Source organism: Pseudomonas sp. JV245A, assembly GCF_032424515.1.
GTDB lineage: Bacteria > Pseudomonadota > Gammaproteobacteria > Pseudomonadales > Pseudomonadaceae > Aquipseudomonas > Aquipseudomonas protegens.
The window spans coordinates 20,944-38,784 of the sequence record NZ_VYKE01000012.1; the positions used below are offsets into that span (position 1 = coordinate 20,944).

The 17,841-nt window shown below is 61.8% G+C and carries 22 protein-coding genes; 11 read left to right on the top strand and 11 right to left on the bottom strand.

Annotated elements, in window-relative coordinates:
* Positions 1 to 11 precede the first annotated feature (11 nt).
* The 3 genes from mlaD to F6S12_RS05640 are packed head-to-tail and all read right to left on the bottom strand — an operon-like array spanning position 12 to position 2,085.
* A complete protein-coding gene (gene mlaD, locus F6S12_RS05630) occupies positions 12 to 479 on the bottom strand; it encodes an outer membrane lipid asymmetry maintenance protein MlaD (protein WP_011059277.1) in 468 nt (155 codons plus the stop codon).
* On the bottom strand, positions 479 to 1,276 hold the full coding sequence (gene mlaE / locus F6S12_RS05635; RefSeq protein ID WP_011059276.1) for a lipid asymmetry maintenance ABC transporter permease subunit MlaE: 798 nt from the start codon (positions 1,274 to 1,276) through the stop codon (positions 479 to 481). Before mlaE ends, mlaD begins: the two co-directional genes overlap by 1 nt.
* The gene (locus tag F6S12_RS05640) at positions 1,276 to 2,085 is read right to left on the bottom strand and encodes an ATP-binding cassette domain-containing protein (RefSeq protein ID WP_011059275.1); all 810 of its coding nucleotides are present in this window, start codon (positions 2,083 to 2,085) and stop codon (positions 1,276 to 1,278) included. Before F6S12_RS05640 ends, mlaE begins: the two co-directional genes overlap by 1 nt.
* Before the next feature lie 264 nt (positions 2,086 to 2,349).
* Between F6S12_RS05640 and F6S12_RS05645 the strand changes: the two genes are divergently transcribed.
* The 10 genes from F6S12_RS05645 (at position 2,350) to F6S12_RS05690 (ending at position 9,420) form a co-directional block, all read left to right on the top strand.
* The gene (locus tag F6S12_RS05645; RefSeq protein WP_011059274.1) at positions 2,350 to 3,324 is read left to right on the top strand and encodes a KpsF/GutQ family sugar-phosphate isomerase; all 975 of its coding nucleotides are present in this window, start codon (positions 2,350 to 2,352) and stop codon (positions 3,322 to 3,324) included.
* Positions 3,324 to 3,848, top strand: coding sequence for a KdsC family phosphatase (locus tag F6S12_RS05650; protein ID WP_011059273.1), 525 nt, complete (start codon positions 3,324 to 3,326; stop codon positions 3,846 to 3,848). The genes F6S12_RS05645 and F6S12_RS05650 overlap by 1 nt, the downstream gene beginning before the upstream one ends.
* A gap of 9 nt (positions 3,849 to 3,857) precedes the next feature.
* Positions 3,858 to 4,430, top strand: a complete 573-nt coding sequence (lptC, locus tag F6S12_RS05655; RefSeq protein ID WP_011059272.1) for an LPS export ABC transporter periplasmic protein LptC — start codon at positions 3,858 to 3,860, stop codon at positions 4,428 to 4,430.
* A complete protein-coding gene (gene lptA / locus F6S12_RS05660) occupies positions 4,417 to 4,962 on the top strand; it encodes a lipopolysaccharide transport periplasmic protein LptA (protein WP_011059271.1) in 546 nt (181 codons plus the stop codon). The genes lptC and lptA overlap by 14 nt, the downstream gene beginning before the upstream one ends.
* Positions 4,962 to 5,687, top strand: coding sequence for an LPS export ABC transporter ATP-binding protein (gene lptB, locus F6S12_RS05665; RefSeq protein ID WP_011059270.1), 726 nt, complete (start codon positions 4,962 to 4,964; stop codon positions 5,685 to 5,687). The genes lptA and lptB overlap by 1 nt, the downstream gene beginning before the upstream one ends.
* A gap of 182 nt (positions 5,688 to 5,869) precedes the next feature.
* Positions 5,870 to 7,363 carry an RNA polymerase factor sigma-54 gene (locus tag F6S12_RS05670; protein ID WP_194237200.1) on the top strand — a complete coding sequence of 498 codons (1,494 nt, stop codon included), beginning with the start codon at positions 5,870 to 5,872 and terminating at the stop codon, positions 7,361 to 7,363.
* 125 nt (positions 7,364 to 7,488) lie between these two features.
* Positions 7,489 to 7,794 (top strand): ribosome hibernation-promoting factor, HPF/YfiA family, encoded by a 306-nt coding sequence (hpf, locus tag F6S12_RS05675; RefSeq protein ID WP_011059268.1) that lies wholly within the window; start codon positions 7,489 to 7,491, stop codon positions 7,792 to 7,794.
* 12 nt (positions 7,795 to 7,806) lie between these two features.
* Entirely contained in the window at positions 7,807 to 8,271 is a 465-nt protein-coding gene (gene ptsN / locus F6S12_RS05680; RefSeq protein WP_011059267.1) for a PTS IIA-like nitrogen regulatory protein PtsN, read from the top strand.
* Between the two features lie 2 nt (positions 8,272 to 8,273).
* Positions 8,274 to 9,131: an RNase adapter RapZ gene (rapZ, locus tag F6S12_RS05685; RefSeq protein ID WP_011059266.1), complete on the top strand. Its 858-nt coding sequence runs from the start codon at positions 8,274 to 8,276 to the stop codon at positions 9,129 to 9,131.
* Positions 9,132 to 9,147: 16 nt separating this feature from the next.
* Entirely contained in the window at positions 9,148 to 9,420 is a 273-nt protein-coding gene (locus F6S12_RS05690; protein WP_011059265.1) for an HPr family phosphocarrier protein, read from the top strand.
* 29 nt (positions 9,421 to 9,449) lie between these two features.
* Here the strand turns inward: F6S12_RS05690 and F6S12_RS05695 are convergent, their stop codons facing one another.
* The 6 genes from F6S12_RS05695 to pmbA form a co-directional block, all read right to left on the bottom strand.
* Positions 9,450 to 10,343, bottom strand: a complete 894-nt coding sequence (locus F6S12_RS05695) for a ZIP family metal transporter (protein WP_315868782.1) — start codon at positions 10,341 to 10,343, stop codon at positions 9,450 to 9,452.
* Positions 10,344 to 10,377: 34 nt separating this feature from the next.
* A complete protein-coding gene (locus F6S12_RS05700) occupies positions 10,378 to 10,989 on the bottom strand; it encodes a superoxide dismutase (RefSeq protein WP_019095665.1) in 612 nt (203 codons plus the stop codon).
* A gap of 1 nt (position 10,990) precedes the next feature.
* Positions 10,991 to 11,440: a hypothetical protein gene (locus F6S12_RS05705; RefSeq protein ID WP_011059262.1), complete on the bottom strand. Its 450-nt coding sequence runs from the start codon at positions 11,438 to 11,440 to the stop codon at positions 10,991 to 10,993.
* A gap of 28 nt (positions 11,441 to 11,468) precedes the next feature.
* Positions 11,469 to 12,845 (bottom strand): class II fumarate hydratase, encoded by a 1,377-nt coding sequence (locus tag F6S12_RS05710; RefSeq protein ID WP_015634159.1) that lies wholly within the window; start codon positions 12,843 to 12,845, stop codon positions 11,469 to 11,471.
* Positions 12,838 to 13,233: a hypothetical protein gene (locus F6S12_RS05715; protein WP_011059260.1), complete on the bottom strand. Its 396-nt coding sequence runs from the start codon at positions 13,231 to 13,233 to the stop codon at positions 12,838 to 12,840. The genes F6S12_RS05710 and F6S12_RS05715 overlap by 8 nt, the downstream gene beginning before the upstream one ends.
* Positions 13,234 to 13,471: 238 nt before the next feature.
* Positions 13,472 to 14,818: a metalloprotease PmbA gene (gene pmbA / locus F6S12_RS05720; protein WP_011059259.1), complete on the bottom strand. Its 1,347-nt coding sequence runs from the start codon at positions 14,816 to 14,818 to the stop codon at positions 13,472 to 13,474.
* Positions 14,819 to 14,926: 108 nt separating this feature from the next.
* Here pmbA and yjgA point away from each other — a divergent pair, with 108 nt between their 5' ends.
* Positions 14,927 to 15,448 carry a ribosome biogenesis factor YjgA gene (gene yjgA / locus F6S12_RS05725; protein WP_011059258.1) on the top strand — a complete coding sequence of 174 codons (522 nt, stop codon included), beginning with the start codon at positions 14,927 to 14,929 and terminating at the stop codon, positions 15,446 to 15,448.
* A 49-nt stretch (positions 15,449 to 15,497) separates the two neighbouring features.
* On the opposite strand, the gene tldD is transcribed toward yjgA, so the two are convergent.
* Together tldD and F6S12_RS05735 are read right to left on the bottom strand one after the other, a co-directional pair.
* A complete protein-coding gene (gene tldD, locus F6S12_RS05730; protein ID WP_011059257.1) occupies positions 15,498 to 16,940 on the bottom strand; it encodes a metalloprotease TldD in 1,443 nt (480 codons plus the stop codon).
* Positions 16,941 to 16,966: 26 nt separating this feature from the next.
* Positions 16,967 to 17,806 carry a carbon-nitrogen hydrolase family protein gene (locus F6S12_RS05735; protein WP_011059256.1) on the bottom strand — a complete coding sequence of 280 codons (840 nt, stop codon included), beginning with the start codon at positions 17,804 to 17,806 and terminating at the stop codon, positions 16,967 to 16,969.
* Positions 17,807 to 17,841 lie beyond the last annotated feature (35 nt).

Consider the following 17,841-nt stretch of genomic DNA (forward strand, 5'->3'; position numbering starts at 1 on the left):
CGAAAAACTCCTCATTTGGCGTCTTTGCTAACGGTATTGAGCAGGAATTTACCGATCAGGTCCTCCAGTACCAGCGACGACTGGGTGTCGTGGATGGTTCCACCATCCTTGAGCAAGGCTTCTTCCCCGCCCACGCTGATACCGATGTATTTCTCACCCAACAGGCCAGCAGTCAGGATAGATGCAGTGGAGTCAGTCGGCAGATTATCCACGCGCTTTTCCAATTGCATCGTTACCCGGCCAGTGAAGCTGTCACGGTCCAGATCGATCGCCGTGACCTTGCCGATGGTCACGCCGGCCATGGTCACTTTGGCTCTGACCGTCAAACCGGCGATATTGTCGAAGTAGGCGTAAAGTTTATAAGTATCGGTGCTCGCGGTTGGAGACAAGCCACTGACTCGCAGGGCAAGCAACAGCAAAGCCAGGATGCCGGCCAGCAGGAAAAGGCCGACACCGATTTCCAGGGTGCGGTTTTGCATCAGAAATCTCCAAACATCAAGGCGGTCAGAATAAAGTCCAAGCCGAGTACGGCCAACGAGGCATACACCACGGTCTTGGTAGTGGCACGGCTGATCCCCTCTGAAGTGGGCTCACAGTCATAGCCTTGGAAAACGGCGATCCAGGTCACTACAAACGCAAAAACAATACTTTTGATCACACCGTTGAGCACGTCACCACTGAAGGTCACGCTGTTCTGCATGTTCGCCCAGTAGGAGCCGTCGTAGACTCCCAGCCAGTCGACAGCGACCCACGAACCGCCCCAGATGCCCACCACGCTGAAAATCATCGCCAGCAATGGCAGGGAAATGAAGCCGGCCCACAGGCGCGGCGCAATGATGTACTTGAGCGGGTCGACACCGATCATCTCCAGGCTGGAGAGCTGCTCGGTGGACTTCATGTTGCCGATTTCCGCGGTCAGCGCCGAACCAGCACGCCCGGCGAACAGCAGCGCAGTCACTACCGGCCCCAGCTCCCGCAACAGGGTCAGGGCCACCATCTGCCCCACCGCCTGCTCCGAACCGTAGCTGGAAAGGATATTGAAGCCCTGTAGCGCCAGCACCATGCCGATGAAGATCCCGGACACGACAATGATCACCAGGGACATCACGCCCACTGAGTGCAGTTGCTTGACCAGCAGGCCAAAGCTGCCGCCGATGCCACCGCGGCCCAGCAACGCATGGAACAGGAACAGCGTGGAACGCCCCAGTACCGCCAGGACATCGATGCCTGAGCGACCGAAGAGGCGAACCCTCTCGATTAGCGATATTTTGCGCATCAGCGCTTCCCCAGAAGATCTGCGCGGTAGTCCGTCGCTGGAAAGTGAAACGGCACCGGGCCGTCGGGATCGCCCTTCATGAACTGACGGATACGCGGATTATCGGAGTCCATCAGCTCTTCGGGAGTTCCCTGGCCCAACACCTGGCCATCGCCCACTACATAGAGGTAGTCGGCAATGCTCGCGGTTTCCGCCAGGTCGTGGGAAACCAGGATGCTGGTGATGCCCAGGGCATCGTTGAGCAGCCGGATCAGGCGCACCAGAACGCCCATGGCAATGGGGTCCTGGCCCACGAAAGGCTCGTCGTACATGAGTATCTGCGGATCCAGGGCAATCGCCCGGGCCAGGGCGACCCGGCGCTTCATGCCGCCGGACAGCTCGTCGGGCATCAGGTCGACCGCGCCGCGCAAGCCCACCGCCTGCAACTTGAGCAGGACGATGTCACGAATCATTTCGTCCGGCAGTTGGGTGTGCACCCGCAGCGGAAAGGCCACGTTCTCGAACACGTCCAGGTCGGTGAACAGTGCGCCGCTCTGGAACAGCACGCCCATCTGCTTGCGCGCGTCGAACAGATCGCTGCGCGAAAGGCTCGGCAGATTCTGGCCATTGACCCACACTTCGCCGCTGCTGGGCCGCAACTGCATGCCCATCAAGCGCAACAGGGTGGTCTTCCCACAGCCGGAAGGCCCCATGATGCCGGTGACCTTGCCCCGCGGAATACGGATATCCACGTTATTGAAAATGCTGCGCGTACCGCGCTTGAAGGACAGTCCCTTCAGCTCGACCGCGTAGGCGTTATCGGCACTCATCTAAACTCCTTGCGATGCAGCCTATCACTCGGACGCTTGGCTCCCTGCCGGGAGTACATGCCCCTGGGCAGGCCGAACTGGCGGCGAACTATATCACTGCTGATACGGAGCCCCCAAGGCCGACGCCACCCCCGTTCAGGTCGACGACAGGCAAAAACCAGGCTTTCCTCACGCCCGGCAGACAAAGCCTGACGAACTTGCGTGAGGGATTTGTTCATTACCGCTATAATCGCCGCCTTTTCATCGGGCTATACGATTTCAGACATGAGCCAATCCAGCGACCTGATTCAATCAGCACAACGCACCATCCGCCTCGAACTACAGGCAGTAGAAGGCTTGCTGCCCCATATCGACGCAGATTTCGTACGCGCTTGCGAGATGATTCTGGCCAGCAAAGGCCGCGTAGTGGTGGTCGGCATGGGCAAGTCCGGGCACGTCGGCAACAAGATTGCCGCTACCCTGGCCAGCACCGGGACCACGGCCTTCTTCGTCCATCCTGCCGAAGCCAGCCATGGCGACATGGGCATGATCACCCGCGATGACGTAATCCTGGCCCTCTCCAACTCCGGCTCCACCAACGAAATCGTCACCCTGCTGCCCCTGATCAAGCGTCTGGGCATCCAGTTGATCAGCCTCACCGGCAACCCCGAGTCGCCGCTGGCCAAGGCGGCTGATGTCAACCTCAACGTCCACGTCGAGCACGAAGCCTGCCCGCTGAACCTGGCACCGACCTCCTCGACCACCGCCGCCCTGGTCATGGGCGACGCCCTGGCCGTGGCGCTGCTGGAAGCCCGGGGCTTCACTGCCGAGGACTTTGCCTTCTCCCACCCGGGTGGTGCCCTGGGCCGTCGCCTGCTGCTCAAGGTGGAGAACGTCATGCACGAAGGCAGCGATCTGCCCCAGGTGCAACGCGGCACCCTGCTCAAGGACGCGCTCATGGAAATGACCCGCAAGGGCCTGGGCATGACCGTGATCCTGGAGGCCGACGGCCGCCTGGCCGGGATCTTCACCGACGGCGACCTGCGTCGCACCCTGGATCGGGCCATCGATATACACCATGCCACCATCGATTCGGTGATGACCCCTCATGGCAAGACCGCACGTGCCGACATGCTGGCCGCCGAAGCCCTGAAAATCATGGAAGACCACAAGATCAGCGCCCTGGTGGTGGTGGACAAGGAAGACCGGCCAATCGGCGCCTTGAACATGCACGATCTGCTGCGCGCGGGAGTGATGTGATGAGTGCCGACCTGCTGCAACGCGGTAAAAACATCAAGCTGGCGGTATTCGATGTCGACGGCGTGCTGACTGACGGGCGCCTGTACTTCCTCGAAGACGGCAGCGAGTTCAAGACCTTCAACACCCTGGACGGCCAGGGCATCAAGATGCTCATGGCAGCCGGCGTACAGACGGCGATCATCAGCGGGCGCAAGACCCCGGTGGTAGAGCGCCGGGCCAAGAACCTGGGGATTCCCCACCTGTACCAGGGCCGCGAAGACAAGCTGGTGGTATTGGACGAGCTTCTTGGCCAACTGGGCCTAAGCTATGAACAGGTCGCCTATCTGGGCGACGATTTGCCCGACCTGCCGGTGATCCGCCGCGTGGGGCTGGGCATGGCGGTGGCCAATGCCGCAGCGTTTGTCCGCGAACACGCCCACGGCGTCACGGTGGCCCGCGGCGGCGAAGGTGCCGCCCGCGAGTTCTGCGAACTGATCCTGCGTGCCCAGGACCGCCTTGAAGCAGCCAATGCCGCTTACTTATAGAGCCTTCCCATGCTGAGCAAAAAGATTCGCAACATCCTGATCTTCGGGACCATCGCCCTGCTGTTCGCAGCGGTCGGTTACTGGAACATCAGCCCGGAACGCTTCCTCGACAAGCCGGTGGCCCAGGTCGACGAAAGCGCCATTGACTACTACGTGATCAACGCCCGCAGCGTGCAGTACCTGCCCGACGGCAAACTGCAGTACGAAATGACCTCGGACAAGGTCGAGCACGTCAAGGCCAGCGAAGTGACCCTGCTGACCAAGCCGGACCTGCAGATGTACCGTGGCACCACGTTCCCCTGGCATGTCCAGAGCGAACGCGGCGAGGTCAACCCGGACGGCACCGAGGTCGAGCTGATCGATTCGGTACGGGTTTCCCGCACCGACGAGCACAACCGCAACCTGCTGATCACCACGACCCGCATGACAGTATTCCCGCAGAAGCAATATGCGCAGACCGAGCAAGCCGTTAGAATCGACGGCGCCGGCGGCGTGACTACGGCCAAGGGAATGAAAGCGTATTTGAAAGACGGCAGGATGAACCTGCTATCGAACGTAAGAGGACAGTATGAGGCTCGTTAAAACCCTCCCTATTTTGCTCAGTCTGGGCGCAGCACTGGGAAGCGTGAGCGCCTGGGCTCTGCCGAACGATAGCCAACAGCCGATCCGCATCCAGGCCGACGACGCCCAGCTGGACGACAAGAACGGCGTGGCCACCTACAAGGGCGATGTCATCATCACCCAGGGTTCGATGAAGATCACCGGCAACACCGTGACCATCACCCGGTCCAAGACCGGTGAAATCGACGTGGTGACCTCGGTGGGCAACCTCGCCTACTTCGAGCAACTGCAGAAGCAGACCGACCCGAAACCGGTCCAGGCCTACGCCGTGACCATCCAGTACCATGCCCAGCAGAACCGCATCGTGCTGATCGACAAGGCCAAGGTCATCAACGACGGTAATACCACCGAAGGCGAGAAGATCGTCTACGACACCGTCAAGCAGGTTGCCAACGCCGGTCGCGCCAATGGCAGCTCGGTTACCGCGCCGCGTCCGCGGATCGACATGGTCATCCAGCCGAAAAAGAAAACCGACGAGCAAAAGGCCCAGTAATGGCAACTCTGAAAGCTCAGCATCTGGCCAAGAGCTACAAGAGCCGCCAGGTCGTGCGTGATGTCAGCCTGTCCATCGACAGCGGTCAGATCGTCGGCCTGCTCGGCCCCAACGGCGCCGGCAAGACCACCTGCTTCTACATGATCGTCGGCCTGGTCCAGGCCGATCAGGGCCGCGTCCTGATCGACGACCTGGATGTCAGCCACCAACCGATGCACGGCCGCGCACGCGCCGGTATCGGCTACCTGCCCCAGGAAGCCTCGATCTTTCGCAAGCTGTCGGTGGCCGACAACATCATGGCCATCCTCGAGACCCGCAAGGAGCTCGACAAGGCCGGCCGTCGCCAGGAACTGGAAAGCCTGCTGCAGGAATTCCACATCAACCACATCCGCGACAACCTCGGCATGAGCCTGTCCGGTGGTGAGCGGCGCCGCGTGGAGATCGCCCGGGCCCTGGCCACCGCGCCCAAGTTCATCCTGCTGGACGAACCCTTCGCCGGTGTCGACCCGATCTCGGTGGGCGATATCAAGCAGATCATCCACCACCTCAAGGCCAAGGGCATCGGGGTGCTGATTACCGACCACAACGTCCGGGAAACCCTGGACATCTGCGAGACCGCCTACATCGTCAACGACGGGCAACTGATCGCCGAAGGCGACTCCGAGACCATCCTGGCCAACGAACTGGTCAAGGAAGTCTATCTGGGCCATGAGTTCCGCCTGTAAGGGCTGATGTGTTGGGCTGGACGCCAGGGCGCCGGGAACAATAAAACCCTACAAACTTTATTGTTACAGCGCTCTAGGCAAACACTTCAGTTTCAGGCATATAATTTGCTTATGTTTGGCGCTCCGGCGCCCTGTAGTGGATGGCGCATGTGCGCCGGCAAATAAGGTGTTAAGCCCCTGCCATGAAACCATCGCTAGTCCTTAGAATGGGCCAGCAGCTGACGATGACACCGCAGCTGCAACAGGCCATCCGCCTGCTCCAATTGTCGACCCTGGACCTGCAACAGGAAATCCAGGAAGCCCTGGAGTCCAACCCGATGCTCGAACGCCAGGAAGAAGGCGACGACTTCGACAACAGCGACCCCCTGGCCGACAACACCGAGTCCAAACCCAATACCGAGATCCAGGAGCCCTCCTACCAGGAAACCGCCCCCACGGTGGACAACCTCGAGGACGGTGAGTGGAACGAGCGCATCCCCAACGAACTGCCGGTCGACACCGCCTGGGAAGACGTCTACCAGACCAGCGCCAGCAGCCTGCCCAGCAGCGATGACGACGAGTGGGACTTCACCACCCGCACTTCGGCGGGCGAGAGCCTGCAGAGCCACCTGCTCTGGCAACTGAACCTGGCGCCGATGTCGGACACCGACCGCCTGATTGCCGTGACCCTGATCGACTGCATCAACAATCAGGGCTACCTGGACGAAACCCTCGAGGAGATCCTCGAAGCCTTCGATCCGGAACTGGACATCGAACTGGACGAGATAGAAGCCGTCCTGCACCGCATCCAGCAATTCGAACCTGCGGGCATCGGCGCCCGCAACCTGGGCGAGTGCCTGTTGCTGCAACTGCGCCAGCTGCCGGCGAAAACGCCCTGGCTGGGCGAGGCCCAGCGCCTGGTCAGTGACTACATCGACCTCCTGGGCAACCGCGACTATAGCCAGCTGATGCGGCGCATGAAGCTCAAGGAAGATGAGCTGCGCCAGGTCATCGAGCTGGTGCAGAGCCTCAACCCCCGTCCCGGTTCGCAGATCGAATCCAGCGAAGCCGAATACGTGGTCCCGGACGTCATAGTGCGCAAGGACAACGAACGCTGGCTGGTGGAACTGAACCAGGAATCCGTGCCGCGCCTGCGGGTCAACGCCCAGTACGCCGGTTTTGTACGCCGCGCCGACACCAGCGCCGACAACACCTTCATGCGCAACCAGTTGCAGGAAGCCCGCTGGTTCATCAAGAGCCTGCAAAGCCGCAATGAAACCCTGATGAAGGTCGCCACCCAGATCGTCGAGCACCAGCGCGGCTTTCTCGAATATGGCGATGAAGCGATGAAGCCGCTGGTTCTGCACGATATCGCCGAGGCGGTGGGCATGCACGAATCGACGATTTCCCGGGTGACCACGCAAAAATTCATGCATACCCCACGGGGCATATATGAGCTGAAATACTTTTTCTCCAGCCACGTCAGCACTTCGGAAGGCGGTGAATGCTCGTCCACGGCGATCCGCGCGATCATCAAAAAATTGGTGGCCGCGGAAAATCAGAAAAAGCCGTTGAGTGACAGCAAGATCGCTGGTTTACTGGAGGCACAAGGCATTCAGGTAGCCCGTCGTACCGTCGCCAAGTACCGCGAATCCCTTGGGATCGCGCCTTCCAGCGAACGTAAGCGGTTGATGTAGCCGCAGGGCTGGCCACAGCGTTTCAGAGTGTGTTTGAAAAGGGCCCGGTGTCGTTTTCAAACGTAGTCTAGGTGGCAGGCAACCCAGCCTGCCGCGTTATGCACTGGCAACGAAGGAGAAGCTGTATGCAAGTCAACATCAGTGGACACCAACTCGAAGTGACTGAACCCCTGCGCGTCTACATCGGCGAAAAACTCGACCGGCTGGAGAGGCACTTCGACAAGATTACCAATGTGCAGGTCACCATGGCTGTCGAGAAGCTGAAGCAGAAAATCGAAGCCACCCTGCACATCCACGGTGGGGAGGTCGTTGCCAACGCAGAACATGACGATATGTATGCCGCAATCGACCTGCTCACGGACAAGCTTGACCGCCAACTGAAAAAGCATAAGGAAAAGCAACTCCACCTTCTCCAAGGCACGGGTCGCTAACACTCCCCTCCCATGATCCGACTTGAAAGCATCCTGACCCCCGGCCGTTCCCTGGTGAACGTGCCGGGCGGCAGTAAAAAACGCGCCCTCGAACAAATTGCCAACCTGATCAGCCGTGAAGTGCCTGATCTGGAGATGCAGGATGTCTTCGAGAGCCTGATTGCCCGTGAAAAACTCGGTTCCACCGGTTTTGGCAACGGCATCGCCATTCCCCACTGCCGCCTCAAAGGCTGCGAGTCGCCCATCAGTGCGCTGATGCACCTGGACGCTCCGATCGATTTCGACGCCATTGATGGCGCACCGGTCGACCTGCTGTTCGTCCTGCTGGTTCCGGAAGCCGCGACCGATGCACACCTGGAACTGCTCCGGCAGATCGCCAGCATGCTCGATCGCAAGGAAGTCCGTGACCGGCTGCGCAGCGCCACCAGCAACGAAGCCTTGTATCAGGTCGTTCTGGACGAGCAAAACGGTCAGTAATCATGCGTTTGATCATCGTCAGCGGCCGCTCCGGCTCAGGTAAAAGCACCGCCCTCGATGTTCTCGAGGACCACGGCTACTACTGCATCGACAACCTGCCAGCCGGCTTGCTGCCGGAACTGGCTGAACGTGCGTTGATCCACACCGAACTGGCGCAACCGCTGGTGGCGGTGTCCATCGATGCCCGCAACCTGCCCAGTCATCTGTCGCGATTCCCCGAATTGCTGGAAGAAGTGCGCAGCCGGCATATCCAGTGCGATGTGCTGTACCTGGATGCCGACGAAGAGACCCTGCTCAAGCGCTTCTCCGAGACCCGTCGGCGCCACCCGCTGAGCAGCGCCAACCGCTCCCTGGCCGAAGCCATCCACGATGAAACCCAACTGCTGGGGCCGATCGTCGACCTGGCCGATCTCAAGGTCAACACCACCAACCTGAACCTTTACCAGCTGCGCGACACCATCAAGCTGCGACTGTTGAACCAGCCGGAACCCGGTACCGCGTTCCTGGTGGAGTCCTTCGGCTTCAAGCGCGGCATGCCGGTAGATGCAGACCTGGTGTTCGACGTGCGCTGCCTGCCCAACCCGTATTGGAAGCCCGAGTTGCGCGCCCAATCAGGCCTGGATGCGCCCGTGGCCGAGTATCTGGCGGCGCAACCCGATGTCGAGGAAATGTTCCAGGACATCTCCAGCTACCTGCTCAAATGGCTGCCACGCTTTGCCGCCAGCAACCGCGCCTATGTGACCATCGCCATCGGCTGCACCGGCGGGCACCACCGCTCCGTGTACCTGACCGAGCGCCTGGGCCAGGTCCTGCAAAAATCCCTGAAGAACGTCCAGGTTCGCCACCGCGACCTTAGCTGAAAGGATCTACCCCGCGATGCCAGCTCTGGAAATCGAGATCATCAATAAACTGGGCCTGCATGCCCGTGCCTCGGCCAAGTTCGTCGGCGTGGCCGGGCAGTTTCCCTGCCAGATCCGCGCCGGCAGGACCCCGGATTCCATGGTCGATGGCAAAAGCATCATGGCCATGATGATGCTGGCCGCCGGCAAGGGCACCAGGATCCACCTGAAGACCGAAGGCGAGCAGGAACAGGAAGCGATGGATGCGCTGGTGGCACTGATCAACAACTTCTTCGACGAAGGCGAGTAGGCCCGGGCGGGCCCCTCACCATACGGCTCTCAGGCGAGTGCCGTATCCATGACCATCATCAGGCAGAAACCGATGCACAGGCCAAGGCTGGCAAGCTTGTCATGGCCATTGCGACGCGACTCCGGAATCACTTCATGAGTGACCACCAGGAGCATCGCCCCCGCCGCCAGGGCCAGGCCCAGGGGCAGCAATACCTGCGCCAGGCTCACCAGCCAGGCGCAGAGCAAGGCAAAGACCGGTTCCACCAGACCTGAAGCCGCACCAATCAGGAATGCCTTGACCCGCGACATCCCCGCCCCCGCCAATACCAGGGCAATCACCAGGCCTTCCGGCACATCCTGCAGGGCAATGCCCATGGCCAGGCTGTCCGCATCCGGCATGCCGCCTCCGGCCGACACCCCCACCGCCATCCCTTCAGGAATGTTGTGGGCAATGATGGCGAAGACGAACAGCCAGATACGCGGGGCAATCACCGGATGCTCTGGCGTGCCCACCAGCACCTCCGGGCTGCCCCACGAGACCTTGAGATCCACCAGGAACAGGCCAAAGGCCCCGAGCATGATGCCGGCGCAGATCAGGCCGCTGGAGCCCCAGGCAGACAAGCCCAGGTCCTGGGCCGCAGCGATGCCGGGGACGATCAGCGAAAATGCCGTGGCCGCCAGCATCACTCCGGCACCAAAGCCCAGCAGGGTGTCGCTCACCGCCACCGGCATCCGCCGGATCACCAGCACCGGGACCGCCCCCAGCGCCGTGCCCAGCGCGCAGATCGAACCGCCCTGCAAGGCGCGCAGCAAGCGCGGCTCCAGGTTCAGCCAGCTCAACCCTTGAGCCACCAGCAACGCCGTGCCCGCCAACAGCAACAGCGAACCGAAGGCATAACGAAACATTCGCCCGCTGCTGATTGCCAGTGTTTCAGTGCCCATAGTCGGCCTTAGATCTTGTTTTGATGGAAAGGTATCAAGCCATCGCGGCCTGGTAGCGCTGAGCGACTTCCGGCCAGTTGATGACGTTGTAGAAGGCGTTGATGTATTCCGGGCGGCGGTTCTGGTAGCGCAGGTAGTAGGCGTGCTCCCACACATCCAGACCGAGGATCGGCGTATTGCCGTTCATCAGCGGGCTGTCCTGGTTACCGCTGCTTTCCACCACCAGTTTCTTCTCCGGTGTCACGCTGAGCCAGGCCCAGCCACTGCCGAAACGGGTGAGTGCGGCCTTGGTGAACGCTTCCTTGAAGCTCTCGAAACCACCCAGTTGCTGCTCGATGGCTTGCCCCAGGGCGCCTTGGGGATGACCGCCACCGGTGGGTGTCATCACCGCCCAGAACAGCGAATGGTTGGCATGCCCGCCACCCTGGTTGATCACCGCAGCACGCAGTTTTTCCGGCAGTTGCTGAACGCTGGCTACCAGCTTTTCCACCTCCCACCCTGCCCATTCGGTCCCCTCGACGGCGGCGTTGAGGTTGTTGATGTAGGTCTGGTGATGCTTGGTGTAGTGGATTTCCATGGTTTGCGCATCGATGTGCGGTTCCAGGGCGTCGTAGGCGTAAGGCAGTGCAGGCAAGGTAAAGGACATATCAATGGGCTCCGTAAGAGGGGCTGTCTGGTTGCGGGCTGTCGGCTGACAGGCCCGCGACGTTGCTGTCCAGCAAACGGTGAGTGCGCGGGTATTCGCCGTGATCACCGATGAAATTCAGCAGTTCGACGTAGGTCTTGCTGCTTTGGCGCAAGGCCGCTTCCCGCAGGGCTGTGGGCAAGCGGCTGTCCTGCATGGTCTGCAGCAACCGCTGATGGATGGCGCAGAGGTATTCCGCGCTCTCCTCCGGCTGATTGAGGCGCAGGTGCAGGTCTGCCAGGTTGTGATGGGAAATCACACAGGCCGCCACCGCTTCGTCGGCATCCGACCAGCGCTCGAACAGCACCTGGGCCAGGGCCAGCGCCTGCAGGTAGAACTCGCGAGCATCCACCAGCTCGCCCTGCATAAAGAGGCGATTGGCCCTTTCGATCGTGCGTTTCCAGTGCTCCATGGTGAGCCTCCAAAGCGGTGTCGGTGGGTTACACGCCGCCGGCAGTGAGCTTTTCCGGGTCCAGCAGGACCTCCAGCTGGCTGCGTGGCAGATCGGTATGTTCAAGGGCCACGTCGATCACCGGGCGCCCCTGCTTGTAGGCGGTCTTGGCGATCTGCGCAGCCTTCTGATAGCCGATGATCGGGTTCAGCGCCGTGACCAGGATCGGGTTGCGCGACAGCGCTTCCTTGAGCTTGGGCTCGTTGACCTTGAAGCTGGCGATGGCCTTGTCTGCCAGCAGGCGGCTGGAGTTGGCCAGCAACTCGATGCTGCTCAGCAGGTTCTGGGCAATGATCGGCAGCATCACGTTGAGCTCGAAATTGCCCGATTGCCCGGCCACAGTGATGGTGCTGTCGTTGCCGATGACCTGGGCGGCGACCATCGCGGTGGCTTCAGGAATCACCGGGTTGACCTTGCCGGGCATGATCGACGAACCGGGCTGCAAACCTTCCAGCTCGATCTCGCCGAGCCCGGCCAGCGGGCCGGAGTTCATCCAGCGCAAGTCGTTGGCGATCTTCATCAACGACACCGCGGTAGCCTTGAGCTGGCCGGATACCGTCACCGCAGTGTCCTGGGAGCCGATCAGGGCGAAGAGGTTCTTGCCTGGGGTGAATTGCACCTGGGTCAGCTTGCTCAACTGCTGGCTGAAACGCGCAGCGAACTCGGGATGCGCATTGATTCCGGTACCCACAGCGGTGCCGCCCTGAGCCAGGGATTGCAGGCTCGGCAGCAGATCCTGCAGGTGGCTGATATTGGCCTTGAGTTGCTGCGCCCAGCCCTCCAGCACCTGGCTCATGCGCACCGGCATCGCGTCCATCAGGTGAGTGCGGCCGGTCTTGATGAAGGGGTGCACCTGTACCGCCTTGCGCTCGATGACCTCCACCAGATGCACCAGGGCCGGCAGCAGTTGCTCATGCAGGGTCAGCGCGGCGCTGACATGAATGGTGGTAGGGATGATGTCGTTGCTGCTCTGGCCGCAGTTGACATGGTCATTGGGGTTGACCGGTTCACCCAGCAGGCGGCTGGCCAGGGTTGCCAGTACTTCATTGGCGTTCATGTTGGAACTGGTGCCAGAGCCGGTCTGGAAAATGTCCACCGGGAAGTGCGGCATGAAATCACCTTCCAGCAGACCCTGGGCGGCATCGACGATGGCCTTGCCCTGGGCTTCGCTGATCTGCCCCAGTTCGACGTTGGCCTTGGCCGCAGCCGCCTTGGCCAGGATCAGCGCACGGATGAAGGCTGCCGGCATGCGTTGCCCGCTGATGGGGAAGTTGTCCACCGCACGCTGGGTCTGTGCGCCGTACAGGGCCAGTTCCGGTACCTGCAGTTCGCCCATGCTGTCGCGTTCGATACGGGTATTACTCATCGGGAAATCCTTGCACCAGTTCTATCAGGGGAATGGAAGGCAGCAGCGAGCAGGTCGCCAACTGCCAGGCGTGGCTCTGCCAGCGCTTGAGCCGGCAATTGCACAAAGACAACCGCTCCATGTCGCGCAACGGCCGCCAGGCCTGGTCCAGGCACTGGCTGCGCCAATGCCAGGGCAGCGCTGTATCGGTTGCGGTATCGATCAATAAACGGAAGGAAGTTTCAGCGACGGTCCAGGCCGACATCGCGGTACAGCAGGCCAGGTAGCGGCCTTCGGCGAGGTAATGCTCGATCAGACGGGGTTCGTCCGGTTCCAGTGCGCAACGGATCTGGCGGCTCATCCAGCGCCAGCTTTCGAGGTAAGGCTGCTCGTGCAAGGCAGAACTCATGACCTGGGCTCATCGAATAATGATTTTCATTATTAAATGATATTGAGAATCAAATCAATCTGGCTTGTATGATTTTTGTCCAACTCTTATAGGGCCCGGCTTGCCGGCGAATGAGCCCTTGAGCCTGGTGCCGGATGTCAGGACGCTTTCGCTGGCAAGCCAGCTCCTACAAAAATGGCGGCCATAAAAAACGCGCCACCTCGGGGAGGTGGCGCGTTGGGGGTGAAGCTGGGCGCGGTCAGCTGCCGGCGACGGTCATGCGTTCGATCAGCACCGAGCCGGTGCGGATGTTGCTACGCAGCTCCAGGTCGTTACCCACTGCAAGGATCTGCTTGAACATGTCCCGCAGGTTGCCGGCAATGGTCACTTCCTGCACCGCGAACTGAATCTCGCCGTTCTCGACCCAGAAACCCGCCGCACCGCGGGAGTAGTCCCCGGTGACCATGTTCAGGCCATGGCCCATCAGCTCGGTCACCAGCAGGCCACGGCCCATGCGCCGCAGCAGCGCGGCCTGGTCTTCGTCGCCATGGGTGACGAACAGGTTGTGCACGCCACCGGCGTTGGCGGTGCTCGGCATGCCCAGCTTGCGTCCGGAATAGGTGCCCAGTACATAGGACACCAGCTCACCGTCCTGGATGAACGGCTTGGCGTAGGTGGCCAGGCCATCGCCGTCGAAAGCCGAACTGCCCATGGCGCGCATCAGGTGCGGGCGCTCATCGATGGTCATCCACTGCGGAAACAGTTGTTGACCCAGGGCGCCTTCGAGGAAGGACGACTTGCGGTACAGGTTGCCACCGGAAATCGCCCCGAGAAAACTGCCGAACAGGCCACCGGCCAGTTCTGCGGAAAACAGCACCGGCACCTCACAGGTCGGCACTGGACGGGCACCTAGCCGGCTGGCCGCGCGCTGGGCGGCACGCTGGCCAATGCTCACCGGGTCGGCCAGCAACTGGCCCTGGCGATTGACGTCGTACCAGTAGTCGCGCTGCATCTGGCCATCCGCCTCGGCAATCATCACGCAGCTCAGGCTATGGCGGGTGGACGCATAACCACCAATGAAGCCGTGGCTGTTGCCATACACCCGACAGCCCTGGTGGGTGCTGAGGGTGGTACCGTCGGCATTCTTGATCCGGCTGTCGGCAGCAAAGGCCGCTGCCTCACAGGTCAGGGCCTGCTCTATGGCTTGTTCGGGAGTGATGTCCCAGGCGTGGAACAGGTCGAAGTCCTGCAGGTCCTTGGCCATCAAGGCCGCGTCGGCAAGGCCCGAGGCTTCGTCTTCGGAGGTGTGCTTGGCAATCGCCAGGGCCGCCGCCACGGTTTCGCGAATGGCCTCGGGGCCGCTGGCAGACGTACTGGCCGAACCCTTGCGCTGGCCCAGGTAGAGGGTGATGCCAAAGCCCTGGTCGCGGTTGAACTCGACGGTTTCCACTTCCCGCTGGCGCACCGAAGTCGACAGCCCCTGCTCCAGGGACACCGCCACTTCACAGGCGCTGGCCCCCTGGCGCTTGGCCTCGGCGATGATCTGCTCGACTTGCTCCTGCAGGGCCGGCAAAGCCTGTGGGCCGACGCTTTGTGCTGCACTCATGCTGTTCTCCACTCAAATTCTGCTTTCGATTAAGGCCGGCGAGCGACCGGGCCGGACAAGCGGCCCTCGACTGGTTATCATGGCGGCGTTTCTTTGCGGACTGCCACCATGGTTGATTCTTACGACGACTCCCTCGATGGGGAGAAAAGCAAATCCCAGGTCAAACGCGAGCTGCATGCTCTGGTTGATCTCGGCGAGCGCCTTACCACTCTCAAGCCCGACTTGCTGAACAAACTGCCCCTGACCGACGCCTTGCGCCGGGCCCTGGCGGATGCACCCAAGCACGTCGCCCATATCGCCCGAAAGCGCCACCTGCAGTTCATCGGCAAGCTGATGCGGGACCAGGACACCGACGCGATTCTGCAACTGCTTGACCAACTCGATGCCTCCACCCGGCAGTACAACGAACGCTTCCATAACCTGGAGCGTTGGCGCGACCGCCTGATCGGCGGCGGCGATGACGTGCTGGAAAAGTTCGTCGGCGAGTACCCGGACGCCGATCGCCAGCAACTGCGCTCCCTGATCCGTCAGGCCCAGCATGAGCTGGCGCATAACAAGGCACCGGCCTCAAGCCGTAAAATCTTCAAGTACATCCGCGAGCTGGACGAGACTCAACGCGGCCTGCGCTGAGCCTTGCCACGGGTGAGCTGCCCTGCAGCTCACCCGACGCCCTCCCTCCTTATGCCCCAGTGCCACCCACGGTGATCGCATCGATCTTCAGGGTCGGCTGGCCGACGCCCACTGGCACCGATTGCCCATCCTTGCCGCAGGTGCCGACGCCACTGTCCAGGGACAGGTCATTACCCACCATCGATACCCGGCTCATGGCTTCCGGACCGTTGCCGATCAAGGTCGCGCCCTTGACCGGGGCGGTGATCTTGCCGTCCTCGATCAGGTAGGCCTCACTGGTGGAGAACACGAACTTGCCGCTGGTGATATCCACCTGGCCGCCGCCGAGGTTGGCGCAATAGATGCCCTTCTTCACCGAAGCGATGATTTCCGCCGGATCGCTTTCGCCACCCAGCATGTAGGTGTTGGTCATGCGCGGCATCGGCAGGTGCGCATAAGACTCGCGGCGACCGTTGCCGGTGCGGGCCACGCCCATCAGCCGGGCATTGAGCTTGTCCTGCATGTAGCCCTTGAGCACTCCGTTCTCGATCAGCGTGGTGCATTCGGTGGGGGTGCCTTCGTCGTCCACGCTCAGGGAACCACGGCGCCCGGCCAGGGTGCCGTCGTCGACGATGGTGCAGAGCTTGGAAGCTACCATTTCGCCCATGCGCCCGCTGTAGGCCGAACTGCCCTTGCGGTTGAAGTCGCCCTCCAGGCCGTGGCCCACGGCTTCGTGCAGCAGCACTCCGGACCAGCCGGAGCCCAGCACCACCGGCAGGGTTCCGGCCGGCGCCGGAATGGCTTCCAGATTGACCAGCGCCTGGCGCAGGGCTTCACGGGCATAGCCCATGGCCCGATCTTCGCTGAGGAAATAGCGGTAGTCGGTACGCCCGCCGCCGCCATGGCCACCGCGCTCGCGGCGACCGTTCTGCTCGACGATGACGCTGACGTTGAAACGCACCAGCGGCCGCACGTCCGCCGCCAGGCCGCCATCGGTAGAGGCCACCAGGATCCGCTCCCAGACCCCGGCCATGCTCACGCTGACCTGCTGGATGCGCGGATCCAGGGCGCGGGTTGCGGCGTCAACGCGCTTGAGCAGCTCGACCTTCTCGGCCCGGCTGATGACTTCCAGGGGGTTGTCCGGCGCATACAGCTGCGCCACGTCCTGGGTCGAGAACGCCTGCACGGTGCCGTTTTGCCCGGCCCGGGAAATCGAGCGCGCCGCCCGGGCGGCGAGGCCCAGGGCCTCCAGGGTGATGGCATTGCTGTAGGCGAAGCCGGTCTTCTCACCGGATTGCGCACGCACCCCAACCCCCTGGTCGAGGTTGAAACTGCCTTCCTTGACGATTCCGTCTTCCAGGGACCAGGACTCGGAAATCTGCCCCTGGAAATACAGATCGGCGGCATCGATGCCCGGGCCGGCCAGATCCCCCAGCACGCCTTGCAAGCTTTCGATGGTCACGCCGCCCGGGGCTAGTAGATGTTCACTGACAGAGGACAACAACCCGCTCATATGTTTTGGCCTTAAATTCGTCGTACTTATGCAAGCCGTTGCACGCCTTGCGAGAAAATGCGCCGGTGACTGAACACCGGCATCCGCGCCCGGATGGACGCCTGTTCGCTGCTGTCGCGCTCGGCCAGCAGCACGCCTTGACCTTGATCCTGTTGCGCCACTATCCGCCCCCAGGGGTCGACGATCGCCGCATGGCCGTAGGTTTCCCGCGGGCCGGGATGCACGCCGCCCTGGGCCGCCGCCAGCACATAGCACTGGGTCTCGATGGCACGGGCGCGAATCAGCACCTCCCAATGAGCCGCACCGGTGACCGCGGTAAACGCCGAAGGCGCGGTGATCAACTCGGCGCCAGCGGCGCGCAACTCGCTGTACAGCTCGGGAAAGCGCAGGTCATAACAGACTGTAAGGCCGACCCTCCCCACCGGAGTATCCGCCACCACCACCCGGTCTCCATGAGCATAGTCATCGGATTCACGGTAGCGTCCGCGATTGTCCGCCACATCGACATCGAACAGGTGCAGCTTGTCGTAGCGCGCCACGAACTGCCCCTGGTCATCCACCAGCAACGAACAGGCATTGGACTTGGCCTCGGGCTGATCGACGGGGGGCAACGGCAAGGTGCCGGCCACTATCCATAACCTGAGGTCGCGGGCGGCCTGTTTCAACCATGGCAGGATCGGACCTTCGCCCAGCGCTTCGGCGCGACCGATGGCCGCCATGTCGCGGCGCCCCATGGCGGCGAAGTTTTCCGGCAGGACGGCCAGCTTTGCACCGCCGGCAGCAGCCTGTTCGAGCAGGCTCCGAGCCTGCTGCAGATTGGCCAGGACATCGCTCTGGCTGACCATTTGAATCACCGCAAGAGACATGGCGAACTCCTTGTAGGGTAGGCCGCCATGCTACT